Here is a 20,279-nt window from a genome sequence, read left to right on the forward strand (position 1 = left end):
ATTTCTTTCTACTAAGAATATTCTATCTTCCACTGTCCCAAAGTCCGCGTTACACTATCGAAATTCACTCCAACTTTAACAACCTTACGATGGTCTATCTCATAAGGTATGGCATATTGTTTACTATTAATTTGTGCCAACGCTTCTTCGGGAGTTCCGTCTACCTTAAACTCAAGCACATAAATTGCATCGGGCATCTTGATTACCACATCGGCCCTACCAATGGCATTCTTAACCTCTACATCCACATATTGCCCCATCAAACGGAATAACAAATAGAATATGGTTTGATAGTGTTTTTCCTGATTGTTTTCCAAATCATAAGGTATGGAAGAAAAGAAAGAACGAGTACGAAGAAGACACTGCTCAATATCACCTTTCATCAGGTCTCTTACAAAAGAGACTACATAAAAGTTACTTTCTCGTGTCGGTTGATTGAGATAGGAAGGGATCAGAGTCTCAATAAAGCCTATTTTAACTTCTTCGTTCGGATAACCTAATGTGTATGTACGAAAAAGAGGTTCATATCCTTTGATAGTCAAATAACCACTCTGATAAAGTACAGGAATCGGATCGGTGATAACCTCTGTCGCTTTATCAAAATCTTCGTCTTTCACTTCCATCTTTTCCAATAGATTAAGACTGAAGTCCATTCGCTGTAACATTTCAATCAAGAAAGTAGGCGTGCCGGTAGAAAACCAAAAGCTCTTATAATCTCTTTGCGAAAATGCATTGAAAAGGCTGAACGGATTGTAAATATCTTCACAAATCTTGCTGAAATGATAACCGTCATACTGTCGTTTCAAATGCCGACAAGCTTCTTCATAGGTTTCATTATTCGCTTGAGCTATCCTCTCAATATCCGGTTGCATCTGACTTAGCAACTCTTGCTCTGTAATACCACAAATAGCACTATAATCATCGCTCATACTGATATTCTGCAAGTTATTCAGCTCACTAAATATACTCATCTGACTGAACTTGCTGATTCCTGTCAGAAACAAGAAACGAAGATATTGCCCTTGCGCTTTAAGAGGACTGAAAAACTTCCGCATTTCAGTTCGCAATTGTCCTTGTAAAGCAGAGTCGCTATTACTATCCAATAAAGGTGCATCATATTCGTCAATCAATACAACAGCCTGCTTTCCTGTCTGTTGGTAGATTCGTTGAAGCAAACCGGTTAAACGGGCTGCATAGCTCGTTTCTTCTTCATTTTTCCCATAAGTCCTCTCCCATTCGCTTAGATAAAGATTCAATTGCTCTTGCAAATCTTCGATTGTGGTGTATTTCGTTCTACTAAAATCAATATGCAACACAGGATAAACAGTCCATTCTTTCTCTAACTGTTCCATAGCCAATCCTTCGAACAACTCTTTCTTTCCAGAAAAATAAGCTTCAAGAGTAGAGACTAGAAGACTTTTTCCAAAGCGACGCGGACGACTAAGGAAATAAATCTTATTTGTATGAGTCAAATGATAAATTAATGCAGTTTTATCAATATACACACAATCATTATTACGTAAATCCTCAAAATTCTGTATTCCGATAGGATATCTTCTAAATGTCTCTTTCATACCACTCTAATGCTTTTATTGGAAATATGAACAAAGATACGAAATAAAATGATTACATGACACTTAATATTATTATAAAACCCTACAATATCATTCAATTGCATTGTTCGATTCACATAAACTTATCTAAAGAACTATCTTATTAATAGCCATTAAAATAGTGACGCTATCCCACCAATATAGTGACGGTATATGCTTAGGATAGCGTCACTATCCAAGGCAAATACCGTCACTATATTTAAACCGAATATTTCGGGCTTTTAACTCTAGTTTCCGCGCTGTGTAGGCAAGGTAAACTCTTGCGAATCACAAATCACTCCATTCTCGTCCGCCACTGCGACACGGAATGTCACTTCACCGTCTTTCAATTTTTCACCTGCATGAATGGAAGCGGTATAACGGATGCCTTCACCCGGAAGAATTTCCTCCACCATCACGGAAGGAGAAATGCCGAGATGCTTCACCTTCCCCACCGTTTCTACCACAGGAACTACATTATAAACAGGATTTCTCCCTTCATTCATAATCTCAAAGATTATCTTGCTATTCTCTCCCGCATCAATCACATGGCTACGATTATCATCAATGAAACGGATTTTGCGCAATTTTAATTGAGAAATAGGCTGTTGCACTTGCGGCTGTTTCTTATACTTTTGCACACGGACTTCCCTCACTTCAGGAATATACGCATCTTTCTCTATCTGTTCTTGCCTCGGTGCCGTCAACGCGTTTCCAATAGCCGCACCGGCAATAGTTCCTACAATATTTCCAATAGCAGAACCACGGTAACCGCCCCTCCAGCCATGATTATTATCTCCGATAAGTCCGCCTATCGAACTTCCCAGACTACCTCCGATAGAAGCACCTGCCATGATAGCTCCCGGATTTCCCATACGCCCCGACGCACATCCACTCACAATCAAAGCGGAAAGCAAAATTACTGTTAGTTGTTTCTTCATGAGTCTCTCTATTTAGTGTTATTATTTATTCTACCACTTTAAAACGAGCGAAACGTAATAATAGTTGCTTGTCTCCCGCATTTTTAAAATGAATAGTTGCTTTCGCATTGTCTCCCGTTCCTTCTACTTTAATCACTTCACCCAATCCGAAACGTTCGTGCTCTATCATCTGTCCGGCCTGTACTCCTGCTACCGATGGCGAAGTGGAAGAGGTTGCCTGTGCACCGCTACTTGGGCTAACAGTACTAACTTTCTTCAAATTCCTCGGTACGCTGGAAGCAATGATCTGTGCTTTCGGACGTTCACGCTGTTCGGAAGATGTACTTCCGAAAGGAGCACGCGACGGAGAAGCAGAACGGGTGAATCCTCCTTCAATCTCTCTACGGAAACGTCCTGCACCTTCATCGACAGCACGGCTCACTCCTGCCTCATGCGGCAATTGCAAGTAATGAACATCGATATCACGCAAGAAACGACTGGGGCTTCCAAATTCCATCTTTCCATAACGGAAACGGGTTTTGGCAAAAGACAGATAACAATGTTCCTCCGCACGAGTAATAGCTACATAGAACAAACGACGTTCTTCTTCCAGTGCCCGGGGAGAATCTCCTACCATCCCACTGGGAAACAGGTTTTCTTCCAGACCGACCACAAATACATTCTTAAACTCCAATCCTTTAGCCGAATGAACTGTCATCAACGTTATCCTTTCCCCATCATCCGCCTTGTCGGAATCCTGATCGGTAAGCAATGCAATCTCCGAAAGGAAATCGGTAAGAGACACATTCGGATTACCCTCCTCCTGGCGCAAAGCACAGAAGTCATTCATACCATTCACCAACTCTTCTATATTCTCTTTACGACTTAGATTCTCGGGTGATGTGTCCTGACAAACATCATTGATAATGCCGGACTGACGGATGATATTCGTTCCTATTTCATAAGCGTTCTTATCTGCCTGATCGACAATGAAACCTTCTATCAATTCACGAAAGCCTTGCAGTTTTGCATGCGTTCCTTTATTTATATCCAGTCCGTAACTCAATGGTTCGCAGAGTGCCGCCCAAAGACTTACACCATGATCGGTAGCTGCCGATATAATCTTCCCGACCGTCGTATCTCCAATGCCACGCACCGGATAATTAATAATCCGCTTGAATGCTTCTTCATCATTCGGATTCACTACCAAACGGAAATAAGCAATCACATCTTTTATCTCTTTTCGCTGGTAGAACGAAAGTCCTCCGTAAATCTTATAAGGTATACTCTGTTTCCGAAGAGCCTCTTCAAAAATACGGCTTTGTGCATTCGTACGATACAGGATGGCAAAATCAGCATATCCGTAGCGATACTCCCGTCGTAGCTCTGCAATCTTATTAGCTACAATATCTCCCTCTTCCACATCGCTATACGCCTGAAATACGCCGATAGGTTCCCCCTTTTCTTTCTCCGAAAACACGGCTTTCCGTATCTGGCGTTCATTCTTCTCAATCAAGCTATTGGCAGCACAAACAATGGTTTGTGTGGAACGATAATTCTGCTCCAGTTTAAAAACTTTCGTATTGGGGTAGATTTTTGTAAAATAGAGAATATTGTCAATATCCGCCCCACGGAAAGAATAGATACTTTGCGCATCGTCTCCCACTACACAGACCCGTTGATTTTCTTTAGTCAGTTGCAGGACAATGCTATGCTGCGCATAATTCGTATCCTGATACTCGTCCACCAATACATAACGGAACTGATCGCGATAACGTGCCAGCACTTCCGGAAAGTCACGAAACAGAATATAGGTATATACCAATAAATCATCAAAATCCATCGCTCCCGCCTGACGGCATCTGTCCCAATAACGAGTATAGATATCACGGATAGCAGGCATCTTGGCAGCCATATCTCCTTCGTAAGCCTCTTTATTGGCAGCGTATCCCGTAGGAGTGACCAAATGGTTTTTGGCATTGGAGATGCGTGCCTGCACTACTCCCGGTTTATAAGTTTTCTCGTCCAATCCCATCTCTTTGATGATGGAACGAAGCAGGCTCTTACTATCAGCCGTATCATAGATGGTGAACTGGGAAGTGAACCCGATAAATGTTGCTTCGGCACGAAGAATCCGTGAGAAGATGGAATGGAAAGTCCCCATCCACAAATAACGTGCCCGTTCCATACCTACCTGACGGGCAATACGCTCTTTCATCTCGCGCGCCGCCTTATTCGTAAAGGTCAGTGCAAGGATATTCCACGGATTGTAGCCGTTCTCCTGTTCCAGCAAGTAAGCGATTTTATAAGTCAATACGCGCGTCTTCCCCGAACCTGCACCGGCTATCACCAGCGAAGGACCGTCATTATAAGTCACTGCAGCACACTGACTCTCGTTCAATTCATCTATATAATTGGTATTCATAACAGCATTATAAAAACAATGTGGATTTTTAACAAACCCTTGGCATTCAAATTTGTTCTCAATACAAAAGTATAATATTCATTCGAGAATGAAGGTATTTTTATGAATTTTCATCACTAACTATTTTAACCTAACACCAAAAAGCAATGAAAAGAAGTATATTTTTATCGATTATTTTGAGTTTGTTTCTGGTCGCCTGCATTCCACAGGCAATGGCACAAAAGCAGAGCCGCCTGGAAAAGCTGCTAAAGTATCTGAACGATAATGACGCCGACAAATGGCAGAAAAACCGTGATAAGATAGATGACGAGACACAAACCTATTATGCCGAGGAACTGGCATTATTGGATGTGCTCAACGGATTGTGGAACGAGCAAAGCGAACAGGCTGCCACCAACTATTTCGGATGCTACGAAAGGGCAACGAAAGCTTATTTTCCCAATATCTGTGAAGAAGAGAAAATACAACTTTCCAACGTACAAAACAAAGCGGAACTGGCTGTTATCTCCATTCTGGAAGCTTCGAAAGATCAAATCCCTTTTAGCAAGACGTTGATGGACAGTATCCAGTCAAGCGGTTATCCGGGAGATTCTACCATCTTGCAAAAGGTACGGGACATCCGTGAAATGGCTTTACTGGAAGGTATGCTGAAAACACCTACGCTGAATATTTATCAAACGTACATCACGGAATATCCGAACGGCAAATTTATCTCTCAAATCAACACTGCGGAAAACAAACGGCTTTACCAGATTGTAAAGAGTAATCCGACATCAGCGAATTTCAAGGCATTTTTTGATAACGCCAACATGCAGAAATTCTTCACGGATAAAGACACGCGTCCATTCCTTCCGGAAGTTCGCGCGTTATACGATGATTTTCTGTTTCAAGGAATCGACAGCCTCCGGGAGAAAGGAAACGCAACAGCCATCCGGCAGATTATTGACGAGTATAAGCAATCACCTTACCTGACTTCCACAGCACGTACTCATCTGGACGAACTTGAATATCTTAGTGAAAAAGCTGATTTTGAGCTTTTAAAAGCTGCCATTGTCAATTCCGAATCTTTGAGTATGCTGCAGGATTTTCTTTGCACACACAAGTATAAGGAATTTCGTGACCAGGCCAATGCACTACGGACACCGTTTATTCTGCAAACAATCATATCCACTCCTACTTCCGTGAAATACTATAATGGAGGACGATTGATTAAGTCTGCGGAAAATGACAGTACGGGAAATACCTCGACCACTTATTCGTATGACGATAAGGGGCAGCTCATTTCTACATTGTCGCTTACCGTAAAGAATGGTCAGCCAAGCAATGAAATACAAACGAACAGATTATACGATCCGCAAGGTCACTGCATCTTTGAAGTGCAAACGAATCCGAAAACCAAAACGGATCTCTACCGACGGACACGCCGTATCGGTACGGACGGGAGTATCGAGAGTGATTCGCTCAAGTATACAGATGGAAGAGTCATCATAAGTTCCTATAATAAACAGGGGTTATTGACCGAAACCAAAGAGTATAATAAGAATGGAGAACTTCAGGCGTACACCGCAAACAAATATGATGATAAAGGCAGATTGATTTCATCCCAACATCAAAACCTGCTTTTTGCCAATTCTTCGGATCAGATTATTTCACAAAAAGATGCTTATGAATACGATAAATACGGTTATCTGACACAAATCGTTTACCAACGGATTTTAGGCAATAACCAGAAAACATCGGGATGCCTGACCTGCCTGTACGATAAATACGGAAACCAGATCGATAGCAATTCTTATTATGAATATGATAATACGGGCCAATGGATCTGCCGGACCGACCGTGAGCATCCGAAAGAAGTGGAACGCATACAGTACATTTACAAATAAAGTAAGATGCTGTGAACATTTTGCAAAGGGCTTCTGTTATTATAGTATAACAAGCCAATTAAAACTTGTAACATTATGAATACTATATTAATGTCTTTAATTATGATGACCATGACTTACGAAATGCCTAAACTTCCTTACGCTAACAATGCGTTGGAACCTGTAATCAGTCAGCAAACAATAGATTTCCATTACGGAAAACATCTACAAACGTATGTAAATAATCTGAATAGCCTCGTGCCCGGAACAGAATATGAAGGTAAAACGGTAGAAGAAATCGTTGCAGCCGCACCGGATGGAGCTATATTCAATAACGCCGGACAAGTATTGAACCACAACCTGTACTTCCTGCAATTTGCCCCGAAACCTTCAAAGAAGGAGCCGGCCGGTAAACTGGGAGAAGCCATCAAACGTGACTTTGGCAGCTTTGAAAACTTCAAGAAAGAATTCAATGCAGCAGCAGTCGGATTGTTTGGTTCAGGATGGGCTTGGCTATCCGTAGATAAAGACGGTAAACTGAAAATCACTAAAGAGGGGAACGGCAGCAATCCGGTACGTGCCGGTTTGAAACCACTTCTTGGATTTGACGTTTGGGAACACTCCTATTATCTGGATTACCAGAACCGCCGTGCCGACCACGTAAACGCCCTGTGGGATATCATCGACTGGGATGTGGTTGAAAAAAGAATGTAATCAAATTTACAAGCTAAACTATACTTATGGAAAAGGTCGTTGTGTTTTTCACAGCGACCTTTTTTACAGATTAAAAAGAAACAGACTTTTATTGTATATCAGATGCATTAGTTGTATTTTTGCAACTCATAAAACAACATAACAAACAATTATGATACTGTATAAAAGAAAAAAAATACGATTTATTGTCTCCATTGCTGTACTCCTTTTCCTCCCCCTTTTCGGCAATGCTGCCACCACAGAAGAATCTGAGGAAGAAATCCTGTTTATCACCTCTTATAATTCTGACACTAAATATACCTACGATAACATCAGCACATTTATAGAGACCTACACCCAATTGGGAGGAAGATATTCGACCATGGTAGAAAATATGAATGCAACAGACTTAACGCAGGCGCATCAATGGAAAAAAACATTGACCGATATTCTGGACAAACATCCGAAAGCCAAATTAGTTATTCTCCTGGGTGGTGAAGCATGGAGCAGTTTCCTCCATCTCGAAGATGAAAAGTACAAGCAGCTTCCTGTTTTCTGTGCAATGGCATCACGCAACGGAATACGTATTCCGGAGGATTCGACCGACATCCGAAGCTATAATCCCGAAAGCATTAACTTAATGGAACGCATGAAGGAATACAACGTAAGATATTGTAGCACATACGAATATGACATTAAAAAAGATATTGAAATGATACAGGATTTCTATCCGGAAACAGAACACCTTGTATTTGTATCGGATAACACATACAACGGACTTGCCGAATTGGCATGGTTCAAGAAAAACCTGCAACATTTCCCACAGTTGTCTATCACCTACGTCGATGGCCGCATCCATACACTCGATATGGCTGCCAGTCAATTGCGCAATCTTCCCAGAAACACAGTCATGTTGCTTGGCATCTGGAGAATCGATAACCGGGGTATTACTTACATGAATAACTCCGTTTATGCTTTTTCCAAAGCCAATCCTCTCCTGCCTATGTTCAGCATGACTTCCACTGCAATAGGTTACTGGGCTATCGGAGGATATGTCCCGCAATATGAAGGAGTGGGACAAAGCATGGGAGAATATGCCTACCGCTTTTTAGACCAGAAGGAAACTGATATCAGCAGTATCAATATCTTACCCAACAGATATAAATTTGATGCGAAGAAACTAAAGGAATGGGGATTTGAAAACAAGAAGTTACCTGTTAACTCAATGGTAATCAATCAGCCCATCCCGTTCTTTGTGGCCTATAAGACAGAAGTACAATTCATCCTGATTATATTTCTCGTATTAGTAGGAAGTCTAATGATTTCGCTGTATTACTATTACCGGACTAAAATCCTGAAGAATCACCTTGAAAGAACTACGAAACAACTACGGGAAGATAAAAAGAAGTTGGAAGAGTCTGAAGTCGAATTGCGTGATGCTAAAGAGCGCGCCGAAGAAGCTAACCAACTGAAAAGTGCCTTTGTTTCGAATATGAGCCACGAGATACGGACTCCGCTAAATGCTATTGTCGGTTTCTCCAGTCTGATTATCGGTTCGGTAGAGCAGAATAACGAACTGAAAGAATACGCAGATATTGTCCAGACCAACTCCAATCTGTTGCTCCAACTGATTAGTGATGTACTGGATATATCACGCCTGGAATCAGGAAAACTGCAATTCAACTATGAATGGTGTGAGCTGGTGAACCATTGCCAGAATATGATTACTCTGACCAACCGGAACAAGACAATGGATGTAGACATTAAACTGCAAATGCCTAAAGAGCCTTACATGCTCTACACAGATCCCTTGCGCCTGCAGCAGATTATTATCAATCTGCTGAACAATGCCTTGAAATTCACTCCTGCCGGAGGAAGTATTACGCTGGATTATGAAGTGGACGAAAAAAAGCAATGTATGCTGTTCTCGGTAACTGATACCGGCACCGGAATCCCCGAAGATAAACAGGAGCTGGTATTCCAACGTTTCGAAAAGCTGAACGAGTTCGTACAGGGTACAGGATTGGGACTGGCTATCTGCAAACTGACCATCCAATATATGGGAGGTGATATCTGGATTGACAAGAATTACAAAAATGGCGCCCGATTTATCTTTTCTCATCCTATCAAAAAACAGGAATCAACAGAAAAATGAAAAAAAATCGAATGATTTAGTGTTTTTCTGTTTCTTTTTCACTTACTTTGTCCCCGTAAAGACAAAGGGGTGCCCCATGAGGGGCTGAGATTATACCCTAGGAACCTGAGGCAGTTAGTACTGACGTAGGGATTGTGTTTCTTCTTATCGCCTTTCCATTCAAGCACGCTCTTTGTATTTACTTTCAACTTATTTATTCTGATAGGACAATGAAAGTACAAGTGAACAACAAAGAGGTGGAAATTACTCCCGACTCTACCCTTACACAACTGACAGCACAGCTCGAACTTCCGGTTCAAGGCATTGCTATCGCCGTAAACAACAAAATGATTCCCCGTACCGAATGGGAGGGTTTCATATTGCATGAGAACGATAACCTGGTGATTATCAAAGCTGCTTGCGGAGGATAAGGGAATGGTCAGTCTACAATTTATCACGCATCAGACCGAACGGTACTCGTACCTCGAATCGGCACGTATGGCACTCGAAGGCGGGTGCAAATGGATCCAACTACGCATGAAAGAGGCTCCTCTCGAAGAAGTGGAGGCAGTAGCCCTGCAACTGAAACCGCTTTGTAAAGAGCACGAAGCAATCCTGGTTCTGGACGATCACGTTGAACTGGCGCGAAAGCTGGAAGTGGACGGTGTTCATCTGGGCAAAAAGGATATGCCTATCGACCAGGCCCGCCAAATTCTTGGAGAGGCTTTCATTATCGGCGGCACTGCAAATACATTCGAAGATGTTGTACAGCACTATCGTGCCGGTGCCGATTATCTTGGCATCGGTCCTTTCCGGTTTACTACCACCAAAAAGAATTTAAGCCCTGTACTGGGATTGGAAGGCTATTCCTCCATCCTTTCACAGATGAAAGAGGCGAATATCGAAATCCCCGTAGTAGCGATTGGAGGAATCACTTATGAGGATATTCCTGCCATACTTCACACAGGAGTAAACGGGATAGCCCTGTCGGGAACCATTCTCGGAGCGGATAATCCGATAGAAGAAACACGTAGAATCCTGAATCATGCGTAAAGCAATGATGTACAATCAGTAATTTAATTTATAATATATATAGAATGGAAAAGTTAGTAATTGCGGGACGCGAATTTAACTCCCGTCTTTTCCTGGGAACAGGAAAATTCAATTCCAATGAAGTAATGGAACAAGCTATTCTGGCTTCAGGCACGGAAATGGTTACTGTTGCCATGAAACGAATCGACATGGACAACAAAGAGGATGACATGCTGAAACATATTATTCATCCGAATATTCAGCTATTGCCCAATACTTCCGGTGTACGTAATGCAGAAGAGGCTGTTTTTGCAGCACAGTTGGCTCGTGAAGCCTTTGGAACAAACTGGCTGAAACTGGAAATTCACCCGGACCCACGCTATCTGCTCCCTGACTCTATCGAGACACTGAAAGCTACGGAAGAACTGGTAAAACTGGGTTTTATCGTGTTGCCTTATTGTCAGGCTGACCCTGTACTCTGCAAACGTCTGGAAGAAGCGGGCGCAGCTACCGTTATGCCGCTCGGTGCACCAATCGGTACCAATAAAGGATTGCAGACCAAAGAATTCCTGCAAATCATTATCGAACAGGCAGGTATCCCGGTAGTCGTAGATGCGGGTATCGGTGCACCCAGTCATGCTGCCGAAGCAATGGAACTGGGAGCTTCCGCTGTATTAGTTAATACCGCAATAGCCGTTGCCGGAAATCCGGTAGAAATGGCAAAAGCATTCAAAGCGGCTACAGAAGCCGGAAGACAGGCTTACGAAGCAGGATTAGGATTACAAGCCGTCGACTTCGTGGCAGAAGCAAGTTCACCTCTAACGGCTTTTCTTGATTAAAAACGAATAAACTATGGAACAAAAAATAAAATTCCCCCGCTCGCAGAAAGTCTATTTACCCGGTAAACTTTATCCGAATATCCGTGTAGCGATGCGGAAAGTGGAACAAGTGCCCAGTGTCAGCTTTGAAGGCGAAGAAAAGATAGCAACACCGAACCCGGAGATATATGTATATGATACCAGCGGACCGTTCAGCGATGCGAATATGAGCATTGATCTTAAAAAAGGACTGCCGCGTATGCGTGAAGAATGGATTGTAGGCCGTGGTGATGTGGAACAACTTCCTGAAATTACTTCAGAATACGGACAAATGAGAAGGGATGATAAAAGTCTCGATCACTTACGTTTCGAGCACATCGCTCTGCCCTATCGCGCTAAAAAAGGAGAAGCAATCACTCAAATGGCATACGCCAAAAGAGGGATTATCACCCCTGAAATGGAATATGTAGCAATCCGCGAGAACATGAATTGCGAAGAATTGGGAATCAAGACCCACATTACTCCAGAATTTGTCCGTCAGGAGATTGCAGAGGGACGTGCCGTATTACCGGCCAATATCAACCACCCGGAAGCTGAACCGATGATTATCGGACGCAACTTCCTTGTGAAAATCAATACGAATATCGGAAATTCGGCTACTACCTCAAGCATAGATGAAGAAGTGGAGAAAGCATTGTGGAGCTGCAAATGGGGTGGCGATACCTTGATGGATCTTTCCACAGGAGAAAATATCCATGAAACACGCGAATGGATTATCCGTAATTGTCCCGTACCCGTCGGCACGGTTCCTATTTATCAGGCACTTGAAAAGGTGAACGGCATAGTGGAAGACCTCACCTGGGAAATCTACCGGGATACATTGATTGAACAATGCGAACAAGGTGTAGATTACTTCACCATTCATGCAGGGATCCGCCGCCATAATGTTCATCTTGCCGATAAGCGGTTGTGCGGTATTGTCAGCCGTGGAGGAAGCATAATGAGTAAATGGTGTCTCGTACACGATCAGGAAAGTTTCTTATACGATCACTTTGATGATATTTGTGATATTCTGGCACAATATGATGTAGCCGTTTCTTTAGGCGACGGACTTCGTCCGGGTTCTATCTACGATGCGAACGATGAAGCGCAGTTTGCCGAACTGGATACCATGGGAGAATTAGTGCTTCGTGCCTGGGATAAGAATGTTCAGGCATTTATTGAAGGCCCCGGACACGTTCCGATGCATAAAATCAAAGAGAACATGGAACGTCAGATTGAAAAATGCCATGACGCCCCATTCTATACACTCGGCCCGTTGGTGACGGATATTGCTCCCGGATACGACCATATCACTTCTGCTATCGGTGCCGCACAAATCGGATGGCTGGGTACGGCTATGCTTTGTTATGTCACTCCGAAAGAACACCTTGCCTTACCCGACAAAGAGGATGTACGCGTAGGAGTCATTACCTACAAGATAGCCGCTCATGCCGCTGACCTGGCAAAAGGACACCCGGGTGCACAGGTACGAGACAACGCATTGAGTAAAGCTCGCTATGAGTTCCGCTGGAAAGATCAGTTCGACCTGTCTCTCGACCCGGAGCGGGCGCAGACCTATTTCCGTGCAGGACATCATATCGATGGAGAATATTGTACGATGTGCGGACCTAATTTCTGTGCAATGAGATTGTCACGCGATTTAAAGAAAAGCGCTAAAACCAACAAATAATGAGTGGGGAGAAACAGAAAGTCAGCCCACTGACCGAACCTGCCCTCCCCTCATTTCAATTTTCAATTTTTAATTCTCAATTTAATAAGAATGTTCTCCGACGAATTAGAAAAAATATCCTGGGAAGAGACGACAAAAGCCATCTATTCCAAAACAGATGCCGACGTACGCCGTGCATTGGGTAAAAAAGAGCATCTGGATGTCAACGACTTTATGGCGCTGATTTCACCTGCCGCCACTCCTTATCTGGAAGTGATGGCACGCCTTAGTCAGAAATATACGATGGAACGGTTCGGTAAGACTATCTCCATGTTCGTACCGCTCTACCTGACTAATTCATGTACCAACTCCTGCGTCTATTGCGGTTTCCACATCAGCAATCCGATGAAGAGAACGATACTGACAGAGGAAGAGATTGTCAACGAATACAAAGCCATCAAACGACTGGCTCCTTTTGAAAATCTACTGCTCGTAACCGGTGAAAACCCTGCCGCAGCAGGTGTTCCCTACATTGCCCGGGCGCTGGATTTGGCAAAACCTTATTTCAGCAACCTGCAAATTGAAGTAATGCCCCTTAAAGCAGAAGAATATCAGGAACTGACTAATCATGGTCTGAATGGAGTGATCTGTTTTCAAGAGACTTACCATAAAGCAAATTACAAGACATATCATCCGAGAGGCATGAAGTCTAAATTCGAATGGCGTGTAGACGGCTTCGACCGTATGGGACAGGCAGGTGTACATAAGATTGGCATGGGTGTCCTGATCGGCTTGGAGGAATGGCGAACTGACGTTACGATGATGGCTTATCATCTACGTTATTTGCAAAAGCATTACTGGAAAACGAAATACAGCGTAAATTTCCCACGTATGCGCCCGTCTGAAAATGGCGGCTTCCAACCGAATGTAGTCATGAACGACCGGGAACTGGCTCAACTTACATTCGCGATGCGAATCTTCGACCACGACGTAGACATCTCCTATTCCACCCGTGAAAGTGCAGAAATCCGAAATCACATGGCAACGCTCGGTGTTACAACCATGAGTGCGGAGAGTAAAACTGAACCGGGAGGATATTACAGTTATCCTCAAACCCTGGAACAATTTCACGTAAGTGATGAGCGAAAGGCGGTTGAAGTGGAACGTGACTTGAAGAAACTAGGTCGCGAACCAGTTTGGAAAGATTGGGATCAGTCTTTTGATTTTAAAAGATAGGCAGATGCGATACGATAGACAAATCATACTTCCCGAAATCGGAGAAGAAGGTCAGAAGAAACTGCAGGAAGCCAAAGTGCTTATTGTAGGTGTGGGAGGGCTAGGCTCTCCCATCGCTCTCTACCTAGCAGGCGCCGGTGTGGGATGTCTCGGACTGGTAGATGACGATTTGGTAAGCATCACTAACCTGCAACGACAAGTTCTCTATTCCGAAAAAGAATTGGGCAAACCGAAAGCTATCTGTGCAGCGGAACGGCTCTCCGCTCTCAACAGCGAGATCAGAATACATCCCTACTCTACCCGGTTAACGAAAGAAAATGCTTATCATATCATTCAGGAATATGATATAGTAGTCGACGGCTGTGATAACTTTGCCACCCGCTACCTGATTAACGATATCTGCATTGAACAGAAAAAGCCATACGTATATGGTGCTATCTGCGGCTTTGAAGGACAGGTTTCTGTATTCAACTATGGAAATCAGAAAAAGAACTACCGGGATCTTTATCCCGACGAAGAAGAAATGCAACGAATGCCTCCTCCGCCCAAAGGTGTGATGGGAGTTACTCCTGCTATTGTAGGAAGCGTTGAAGCTACGGAAGTGCTGAAAATAATCTGTGATTTTGGTAATGTTTTAGCCGGTGAACTATGGACAATCGACCTGCGGACATGGCAATCTAACAAATTTTCACTATAAAGGTTGGTTTCTGACATAGTTAATTAGTAACTTTGCTAAGCAATCCAATTTTAACAAAAGAAATGAAACTAATTGTAGTTACCACCCCTACCTTCTTCGTCGAAGAAGATAAGATTATTACCGCTCTTTTCGAAGAGGGGCTGGATGTCCTACATCTTAGGAAGCCGGAAACTCCGGCTATGTATTCGGAACGGCTATTGACACTTATTCCGGATAAATATCACCGCCGTATCGTCACGCATGAACATTTCTATTTGAAAGAAGAATTTAATCTGATGGGTATCCACCTGAATGCACGTAATCCCAAAGAGCCGCATGATTATTATGGTCACATCAGCTGTTCGTGCCATTCAGTGGAGGAGGTAAAAAACAGAAAGCATTTTTACGACTATGTTTTTATGAGTCCTATTTATGATAGTATCTCTAAAGTGAATTACTATTCAACATATACTGCCGAAGAATTGCGTGAAGCACAAAGAGCCAAAATTATCGATTCGAAAGTGATGGCATTGGGAGGTATCAATGAAGATAATTTGCTGGAGATTAAAGATTTCGGTTTCGGAGGAGCTGTCGTATTAGGAGATCTTTGGAACAAATTCGACGCCTGTCAGGATCAGAACTATTTAGCCGTAATCGAGCACTTTAAAAAGTTGAAAAAGCTATCAGATTAATAAAAAGCCGATAGTAAACTGACTGTACATTCCTATTGTATATCCAATAAAGGAAATGACTTTCTCAATCATAAAATAAAAAAGCCGCTGCGAATTGTCTTCTGCAACGGCTTTCTGTATTTTCGGTGTTTTCTTATCAGAACTTATATCCCACGATAATAGAGAAGTTCATGTTTTTAGGATTACCAACTTTTTCCACATCAACCAGACCAAATTGACCATCCAAGCCTGCAATGATTCTACCAAATTCCAATGCAACTCCTACACCAAGACCTGCATCAAAACGCTTCAAAGCATCATCACCAAAAGTGTCGACTTTACGTTCTGTGTCATTACCTAAGTCAAACTTTGTTTTACCGGCAATGCCACAAGCAAAATAAGGACCTGCATTCACCACCAGATTAGTATTATCTGCTACATTGAAACGTGCAGCAGCCATTACTGGCAATTCCAAATACATTGCATTAATGCTATTGCCATCTTTCTTTGCACCTTTACTAGTTAATAATAATGAAGGTTGCAGTGACCATGTATCAGTAAAAGCATATTCAAAACCTCCACCAAGTTTGAATCCAACCTTTGCATTCAGATCAAGATCACCGGTGTAATTACTAAAGTTCATACCTACTTTGGCATTCCAACCTGTAATTTGAGAGAAACCTGCCACTGAAATCAGTGCAAATAAAACAAACAAAACACTCTTCTTCATAATTTTAAAGTTTTAAATTAATACTAAAGGTTTCTATTGACCTCATTGTTTAACAATACAAATGTATAATTGTAATTTGTATTAAACAACTTTTTCGTTAACAAGTGCGCAATTTATAGAGATTATACATAAAAAAAGGGAATTCCCTATTTTTGAGAACTCCCTTTCCTAATTTGTTGATTTGTTTTCTTCTTATTAGAATGCGTAATGGAAACCAATTGAAAGATCTTCACTAGTAAGTTCAAGACCAAAAGAATCTCCAAGCGTATTTATATTTCTACGATATCCCAGGAAACCATACTTGGCAATGAAAGAGAAGTGATCGTTCAATTTAACAGCAATACCCGGTCTAAGTCCCACTTGTCCGGCTTTAGTAGTGTCTCCGTCTTTAACCTTCACGAAGCCGAGAGCAGCAGTTCCGTCCAGAAACAGGCGAACCGCACCGGTTTCACAGTAAGACCAACGAATGTATGGAGCAACAATTACTGAATTTTTTGTTAGTCCACCATTATAATTATGTGAATAATCCAATTCAGCACCCAATGCCCATGTTTCATTAAAGTTGTATCCAACTTCCGGAGCAACTTTAAAAGAAGTAGTGTTGCCTGTGCTGTTACGCCAAACGTTCAAAGATCCGCCTACGTAAATGTCTTGTGCTTTTACAGCGATAGTTGCTAACATTACAACTACCAATAATAAACCCTTTTTCATTTTCTTTGTTTTTTAAATTAAACGTTAGACCCCAATTCGGTCGATTTCTGGGGTGCAAATGTAAAGCTGTTTTTATGATTAAACAAACATTTAGTTAGTTTTTTATAATAAATACCAAATAAATATTGGGTGGTAAACGGACATCAGTACCCAACAGGCATAAAATAAAATAGACTGCAAATACTTTCACAAGTATTTACAGTCTATTTATCAGATAGTTAAGTACCTAACCAGCGTATTTGACTATCCTTCTATTGCTGCTTGCGCCGCCGCCAATCTGGCAATCGGCACTCTGAATGGAGAACAACTAACGTAGTTCAAACCTACCCGGTGACAGAATTTCACTGAAGAAGGCTCACCACCATGTTCACCACAAATACCACATTTCAGATCCGGACGGATAGCACGGCCCTTTTCTGTAGCCATACGTACCAACTGTCCCACACCATTCTGATCGAGAACCTGGAACGGGTCTACTTTCAAAATCTTCTTTTCCAGATAAACAGGAAGGAAAGAAGCTATATCATCACGAGAATAACCGAAGGTCATCTGCGTTAAGTCATTTGTACCGAATGAGAAGAACTCGGCAGAAGAAGCGATACGGTCGGCAGTCAAAGCGGCACGCGGAATTTCGATCATTGTACCCACTTTGAAGTCAATGCTATCTCCTACTTCCTCAAACAACTTCTTAGCTTCCGCACGGATTACATTTTCCTGCTCCTTGAATTCATACAAGATACCAGTTAATGGAACCATGATTTCCGGATGAGTTTCCACTCCTTCTTTCTTCAATTCGAGTGCAGCACCCAAGATGGCACGTGTCTGCATCTGCGTAATTTCAGGATAAGTATTTCCCAGACGGCAACCACGGTGACCCAACATCGGGTTATGCTCACACAATGATTCTACACGTTGCTGGATATATTGCAGGCTCACACCCATAGTATCTGCCATTTCCTGCTGTCCCTTCAAATCGTGAGGAACGAACTCATGCAAAGGAGGATCGAGCAAACGAACCGTTACCGGACAACCAGCCATTGCTTTAAAGATACCCTTAAAGTCTTCTTGTTGATATGGAAGAATCTTAGCCAATGCTTTACGACGTCCTTCCGCATTTTCCGCCAAAATCATTTCACGCATTGCCTTGATCTTTTCACCTTCGAAGAACATGTGTTCCGTACGGCAAAGCCCAATACCTACTGCACCGAAGTTACGAGCCACTTCCGCATCATGAGGAGTATCTGCATTCGTACGTACCTGCAGACGAGTATACTTATCAGCCAGCGTCATTAATTCGGCAAAGTCACCGGAAAGTTCTGCAGCCTGTGTTTCTACCTTACCATTATAAACTACACCTGTACTTCCGTTCAGAGAGATATAATCGCCTTCTTTCAACACAACACCGTCAATTTCTACGGTACGGTTTTTATAATCGATATTCAATGCACCTGCACCTGATACACAACATTTACCCATACCACGAGCCACAACAGCAGCATGAGAAGTCATACCGCCACGAGCCGTAAGAATACCTTCGGCAACTGCCATACCGGCCAAGTCTTCCGGAGAAGTTTCGATACGAACCATTACCACACGTTTACCGGCAGCATGCCATTCAGCAGCGTCGTCAGCAAAGAACACCACCTGACCGGTTGCAGCACCCGGAGAAGCCGGAAGACCACGAGTCAACACTTTGGCTTTCTTCAAAGCATCCTTATCGAATACAGGGTGAAGCAATTCATCGAGTTTATTCGGTTCCACGCGCATCAAAGCAGTCTTTTCGTCAATCATGCCCTGACGGAGCAAATCCATAGCGATCTTCACCATAGCAGCACCTGTACGCTTACCGTTACGTGTCTGAAGGAACCAGAGTTTACCTTCTTGTACGGTGAACTCCATGTCCTGCATATCTTTATAATGATTTTCCAGTTTAGTCTGGAGAGCATCTAATTCTTTATAGATTTCCGGCATTGCCTCTTCCATGGAAGGGAACTTCGCTGCGCGAACATCTTCGGTCACACCAGCCAATACAGCCCAACGTTGAGAACCAATCTTGGTGATCTGTTGCGGAGTACGGATACCGGCCACTACGTCTTCACCTTGTGCGTTAATCAGATATTCACCATTGAAAAGGTCTTCACCCGTACCGGCATCACGTGAGAAACAAACACCAGTAGCCGAAGTTTCACCCATATTACCGAACACCATAGCCTGTACATTGACAGCTGTACCCCATTCATCAGGTATACTTTCCATCTTACGGTAAAGGATAGCGCGTTCATTCATCCATGAATCAAATACGGCACATATAGCTCCCCAAAGTTGTTCGTATGCACCAGTCGGGAAATCTTTTCCGGTCTGTTCCTTTACGGCAGCCTTAAATTTCTTTACGAGTTCCTGCAAGTCTTCCACTTTCAACTCGTTATCCAGTTCTACCCCTTTCGCTTTCTTCACCTCTTCAATGATTGCTTCGAACGGGTCGATATCATCTTTATTGGTAGGCTTCATGCCCAATACTACGTCACCGTACATCTGCACAAAACGACGATAAGAGTCCCATGCAAAGCGTGCATTACCTGTCTTACGGATAATACCTTCTACCACTTCGTCATTCAATCCCAAGTTCAGAATCGTATCCATCATACCCGGCATAGATGCGCGCGCACCGGAACGTACAGACACCAACAAAGGATTTTCAACGTCACCGAATTTAGATTTCATCAACGTTTCCACGTGAGTGATCGCTTTTACCACTTCATCTTTCAGTAGCTCAACCACTTTATCACGTCCTAACGTATTGTATTCCGTACAAACATCTGTAGTTATTGTGAATCCGGGAGGGACAGGAATTCCGATTAAATTCATTTCTGCAAGGTTGGCTCCCTTACCACCGAGCAAATTCTTCATGTCAGCCTTTCCTTCTGCCTGACCATTACCAAAGGTATAAACTCTTTTTTTATCCATAATATTGTGTTTAAAGTTACATTATGATTTTTTTCTGTTCGCAAATCTAAGGATATTTCGCAAACTTGAAAACTTTTTGCGAAAAAACTTTCTATCAAAAT

The 20,279-nt window shown here is 42.6% G+C and carries 16 protein-coding genes and 1 riboswitch; of the genes, 10 read left to right on the forward strand and 6 right to left on the reverse strand.

Annotated elements, in window-relative coordinates; all coding sequences use genetic code 11:
- Positions 1-11: 11 nt before the first annotated feature.
- The 3 genes from HMPREF9010_RS16455 to HMPREF9010_RS16445 all read right to left on the reverse strand — a co-directional run bounded on the left by HMPREF9010_RS16455 (position 12) and on the right by HMPREF9010_RS16445 (position 4,937).
- Entirely contained in the window at positions 12-1,574 is a 1,563-nt protein-coding gene (locus tag HMPREF9010_RS16455) for an ATP-binding protein (RefSeq protein WP_008648133.1), read from the reverse strand.
- A gap of 266 nt (positions 1,575-1,840) precedes the next feature.
- Positions 1,841-2,533 carry a hypothetical protein gene (locus HMPREF9010_RS16450; RefSeq protein ID WP_008648135.1) on the reverse strand — a complete coding sequence of 231 codons (693 nt, stop codon included), beginning with the start codon at positions 2,531-2,533 and terminating at the stop codon, positions 1,841-1,843.
- A 25-nt stretch (positions 2,534-2,558) separates the two neighbouring features.
- Complete coding sequence (locus HMPREF9010_RS16445) at positions 2,559-4,937, reverse strand: ATP-dependent helicase (RefSeq protein ID WP_008648142.1); 2,379 nt, start codon at positions 4,935-4,937, stop codon at positions 2,559-2,561.
- Between the two features lie 146 nt (positions 4,938-5,083).
- Here HMPREF9010_RS16445 and HMPREF9010_RS16440 point away from each other — a divergent pair, with 146 nt between their 5' ends.
- From HMPREF9010_RS16440 to HMPREF9010_RS16395, 10 genes are all read left to right on the forward strand, one after another.
- The gene (locus tag HMPREF9010_RS16440) at positions 5,084-6,823 is read left to right on the forward strand and encodes a hypothetical protein (protein ID WP_004312307.1); all 1,740 of its coding nucleotides are present in this window, start codon (positions 5,084-5,086) and stop codon (positions 6,821-6,823) included.
- A gap of 75 nt (positions 6,824-6,898) precedes the next feature.
- Positions 6,899-7,516 carry a superoxide dismutase gene (locus HMPREF9010_RS16435; RefSeq protein ID WP_004295710.1) on the forward strand — a complete coding sequence of 206 codons (618 nt, stop codon included), beginning with the start codon at positions 6,899-6,901 and terminating at the stop codon, positions 7,514-7,516.
- 151 nt (positions 7,517-7,667) lie between these two features.
- Positions 7,668-9,650: a sensor histidine kinase gene (locus tag HMPREF9010_RS16430; protein ID WP_008648147.1), complete on the forward strand. Its 1,983-nt coding sequence runs from the start codon at positions 7,668-7,670 to the stop codon at positions 9,648-9,650.
- 55 nt (positions 9,651-9,705) lie between these two features.
- Positions 9,706-9,799: riboswitch (TPP riboswitch) on the forward strand.
- 60 nt (positions 9,800-9,859) lie between these two features.
- On the forward strand, positions 9,860-10,060 hold the full coding sequence (gene thiS / locus HMPREF9010_RS16425) for a sulfur carrier protein ThiS (protein ID WP_004303537.1): 201 nt from the start codon (positions 9,860-9,862) through the stop codon (positions 10,058-10,060).
- Between the two features lie 4 nt (positions 10,061-10,064).
- Positions 10,065-10,682 (forward strand): thiamine phosphate synthase, encoded by a 618-nt coding sequence (locus HMPREF9010_RS16420; RefSeq protein ID WP_004312310.1) that lies wholly within the window; start codon positions 10,065-10,067, stop codon positions 10,680-10,682.
- A 44-nt stretch (positions 10,683-10,726) separates the two neighbouring features.
- The gene (locus HMPREF9010_RS16415) at positions 10,727-11,500 is read left to right on the forward strand and encodes a thiazole synthase (protein WP_004295706.1); all 774 of its coding nucleotides are present in this window, start codon (positions 10,727-10,729) and stop codon (positions 11,498-11,500) included.
- Positions 11,501-11,513: 13 nt separating this feature from the next.
- Complete coding sequence (gene thiC, locus HMPREF9010_RS16410; protein ID WP_008648148.1) at positions 11,514-13,211, forward strand: phosphomethylpyrimidine synthase ThiC; 1,698 nt, start codon at positions 11,514-11,516, stop codon at positions 13,209-13,211.
- Positions 13,212-13,301: 90 nt separating this feature from the next.
- On the forward strand, positions 13,302-14,426 hold the full coding sequence (gene thiH, locus HMPREF9010_RS16405) for a 2-iminoacetate synthase ThiH (RefSeq protein WP_004295704.1): 1,125 nt from the start codon (positions 13,302-13,304) through the stop codon (positions 14,424-14,426).
- 4 nt (positions 14,427-14,430) lie between these two features.
- Complete coding sequence (locus HMPREF9010_RS16400; RefSeq protein WP_008648149.1) at positions 14,431-15,123, forward strand: HesA/MoeB/ThiF family protein; 693 nt, start codon at positions 14,431-14,433, stop codon at positions 15,121-15,123.
- Positions 15,124-15,185: 62 nt separating this feature from the next.
- A complete protein-coding gene (locus HMPREF9010_RS16395) occupies positions 15,186-15,794 on the forward strand; it encodes a thiamine phosphate synthase (RefSeq protein ID WP_004295702.1) in 609 nt (202 codons plus the stop codon).
- 136 nt (positions 15,795-15,930) lie between these two features.
- Here HMPREF9010_RS16395 and HMPREF9010_RS16390 read toward each other — a convergent pair whose 3' ends face one another.
- The 3 genes from HMPREF9010_RS16390 to ppdK form a co-directional block, all read right to left on the reverse strand.
- Positions 15,931-16,503 (reverse strand): porin family protein, encoded by a 573-nt coding sequence (locus tag HMPREF9010_RS16390; RefSeq protein WP_008648150.1) that lies wholly within the window; start codon positions 16,501-16,503, stop codon positions 15,931-15,933.
- A gap of 195 nt (positions 16,504-16,698) precedes the next feature.
- Positions 16,699-17,214, reverse strand: coding sequence for an outer membrane beta-barrel protein (locus HMPREF9010_RS16385; protein ID WP_004295700.1), 516 nt, complete (start codon positions 17,212-17,214; stop codon positions 16,699-16,701).
- Positions 17,215-17,457: 243 nt separating this feature from the next.
- A complete protein-coding gene (gene ppdK, locus HMPREF9010_RS16380) occupies positions 17,458-20,178 on the reverse strand; it encodes a pyruvate, phosphate dikinase (RefSeq protein WP_004317964.1) in 2,721 nt (906 codons plus the stop codon).
- Between the last annotated feature and the right edge of the window lie 101 nt (positions 20,179-20,279).

The sequence above is a fragment of the Bacteroides sp. 3_1_23 genome (assembly GCF_000162555.1).
Taxonomy (GTDB): domain Bacteria; phylum Bacteroidota; class Bacteroidia; order Bacteroidales; family Bacteroidaceae; genus Bacteroides; species Bacteroides ovatus.

What these genes read in the sequence shown, in the direction of transcription:
- HMPREF9010_RS16420 (WP_004312310.1), top strand. Translation starts at nt 10,065, where the DNA reads ATGGTCAGTCTACAATTTATCACGCATCAGACCGAACGGTACTCGTAC.
- thiH (WP_004295704.1), top strand. Translation starts at nt 13,302, where the DNA reads ATGTTCTCCGACGAATTAGAAAAAATATCCTGGGAAGAGACGACAAAA.
- HMPREF9010_RS16435 (WP_004295710.1), top strand. Translation starts at nt 6,899, where the DNA reads ATGAATACTATATTAATGTCTTTAATTATGATGACCATGACTTACGAA.
- HMPREF9010_RS16385 (WP_004295700.1), bottom strand. Translation starts at nt 17,214, where the DNA reads ATGAAAAAGGGTTTATTATTGGTAGTTGTAATGTTAGCAACTATCGCT.
- ppdK (WP_004317964.1), bottom strand. Translation starts at nt 20,178, where the DNA reads ATGGATAAAAAAAGAGTTTATACCTTTGGTAATGGTCAGGCAGAAGGA.
- HMPREF9010_RS16430 (WP_008648147.1), top strand. Translation starts at nt 7,668, where the DNA reads ATGATACTGTATAAAAGAAAAAAAATACGATTTATTGTCTCCATTGCT.
- HMPREF9010_RS16440 (WP_004312307.1), top strand. Translation starts at nt 5,084, where the DNA reads ATGAAAAGAAGTATATTTTTATCGATTATTTTGAGTTTGTTTCTGGTC.
- HMPREF9010_RS16390 (WP_008648150.1), bottom strand. Translation starts at nt 16,503, where the DNA reads ATGAAGAAGAGTGTTTTGTTTGTTTTATTTGCACTGATTTCAGTGGCA.
- HMPREF9010_RS16455 (WP_008648133.1), bottom strand. Translation starts at nt 1,574, where the DNA reads ATGAAAGAGACATTTAGAAGATATCCTATCGGAATACAGAATTTTGAG.
- HMPREF9010_RS16450 (WP_008648135.1), bottom strand. Translation starts at nt 2,533, where the DNA reads ATGAAGAAACAACTAACAGTAATTTTGCTTTCCGCTTTGATTGTGAGT.
- HMPREF9010_RS16400 (WP_008648149.1), top strand. Translation starts at nt 14,431, where the DNA reads ATGCGATACGATAGACAAATCATACTTCCCGAAATCGGAGAAGAAGGT.
- HMPREF9010_RS16415 (WP_004295706.1), top strand. Translation starts at nt 10,727, where the DNA reads ATGGAAAAGTTAGTAATTGCGGGACGCGAATTTAACTCCCGTCTTTTC.
- HMPREF9010_RS16445 (WP_008648142.1), bottom strand. Translation starts at nt 4,937, where the DNA reads ATGAATACCAATTATATAGATGAATTGAACGAGAGTCAGTGTGCTGCA.
- thiS (WP_004303537.1), top strand. Translation starts at nt 9,860, where the DNA reads ATGAAAGTACAAGTGAACAACAAAGAGGTGGAAATTACTCCCGACTCT.
- thiC (WP_008648148.1), top strand. Translation starts at nt 11,514, where the DNA reads ATGGAACAAAAAATAAAATTCCCCCGCTCGCAGAAAGTCTATTTACCC.
- HMPREF9010_RS16395 (WP_004295702.1), top strand. Translation starts at nt 15,186, where the DNA reads ATGAAACTAATTGTAGTTACCACCCCTACCTTCTTCGTCGAAGAAGAT.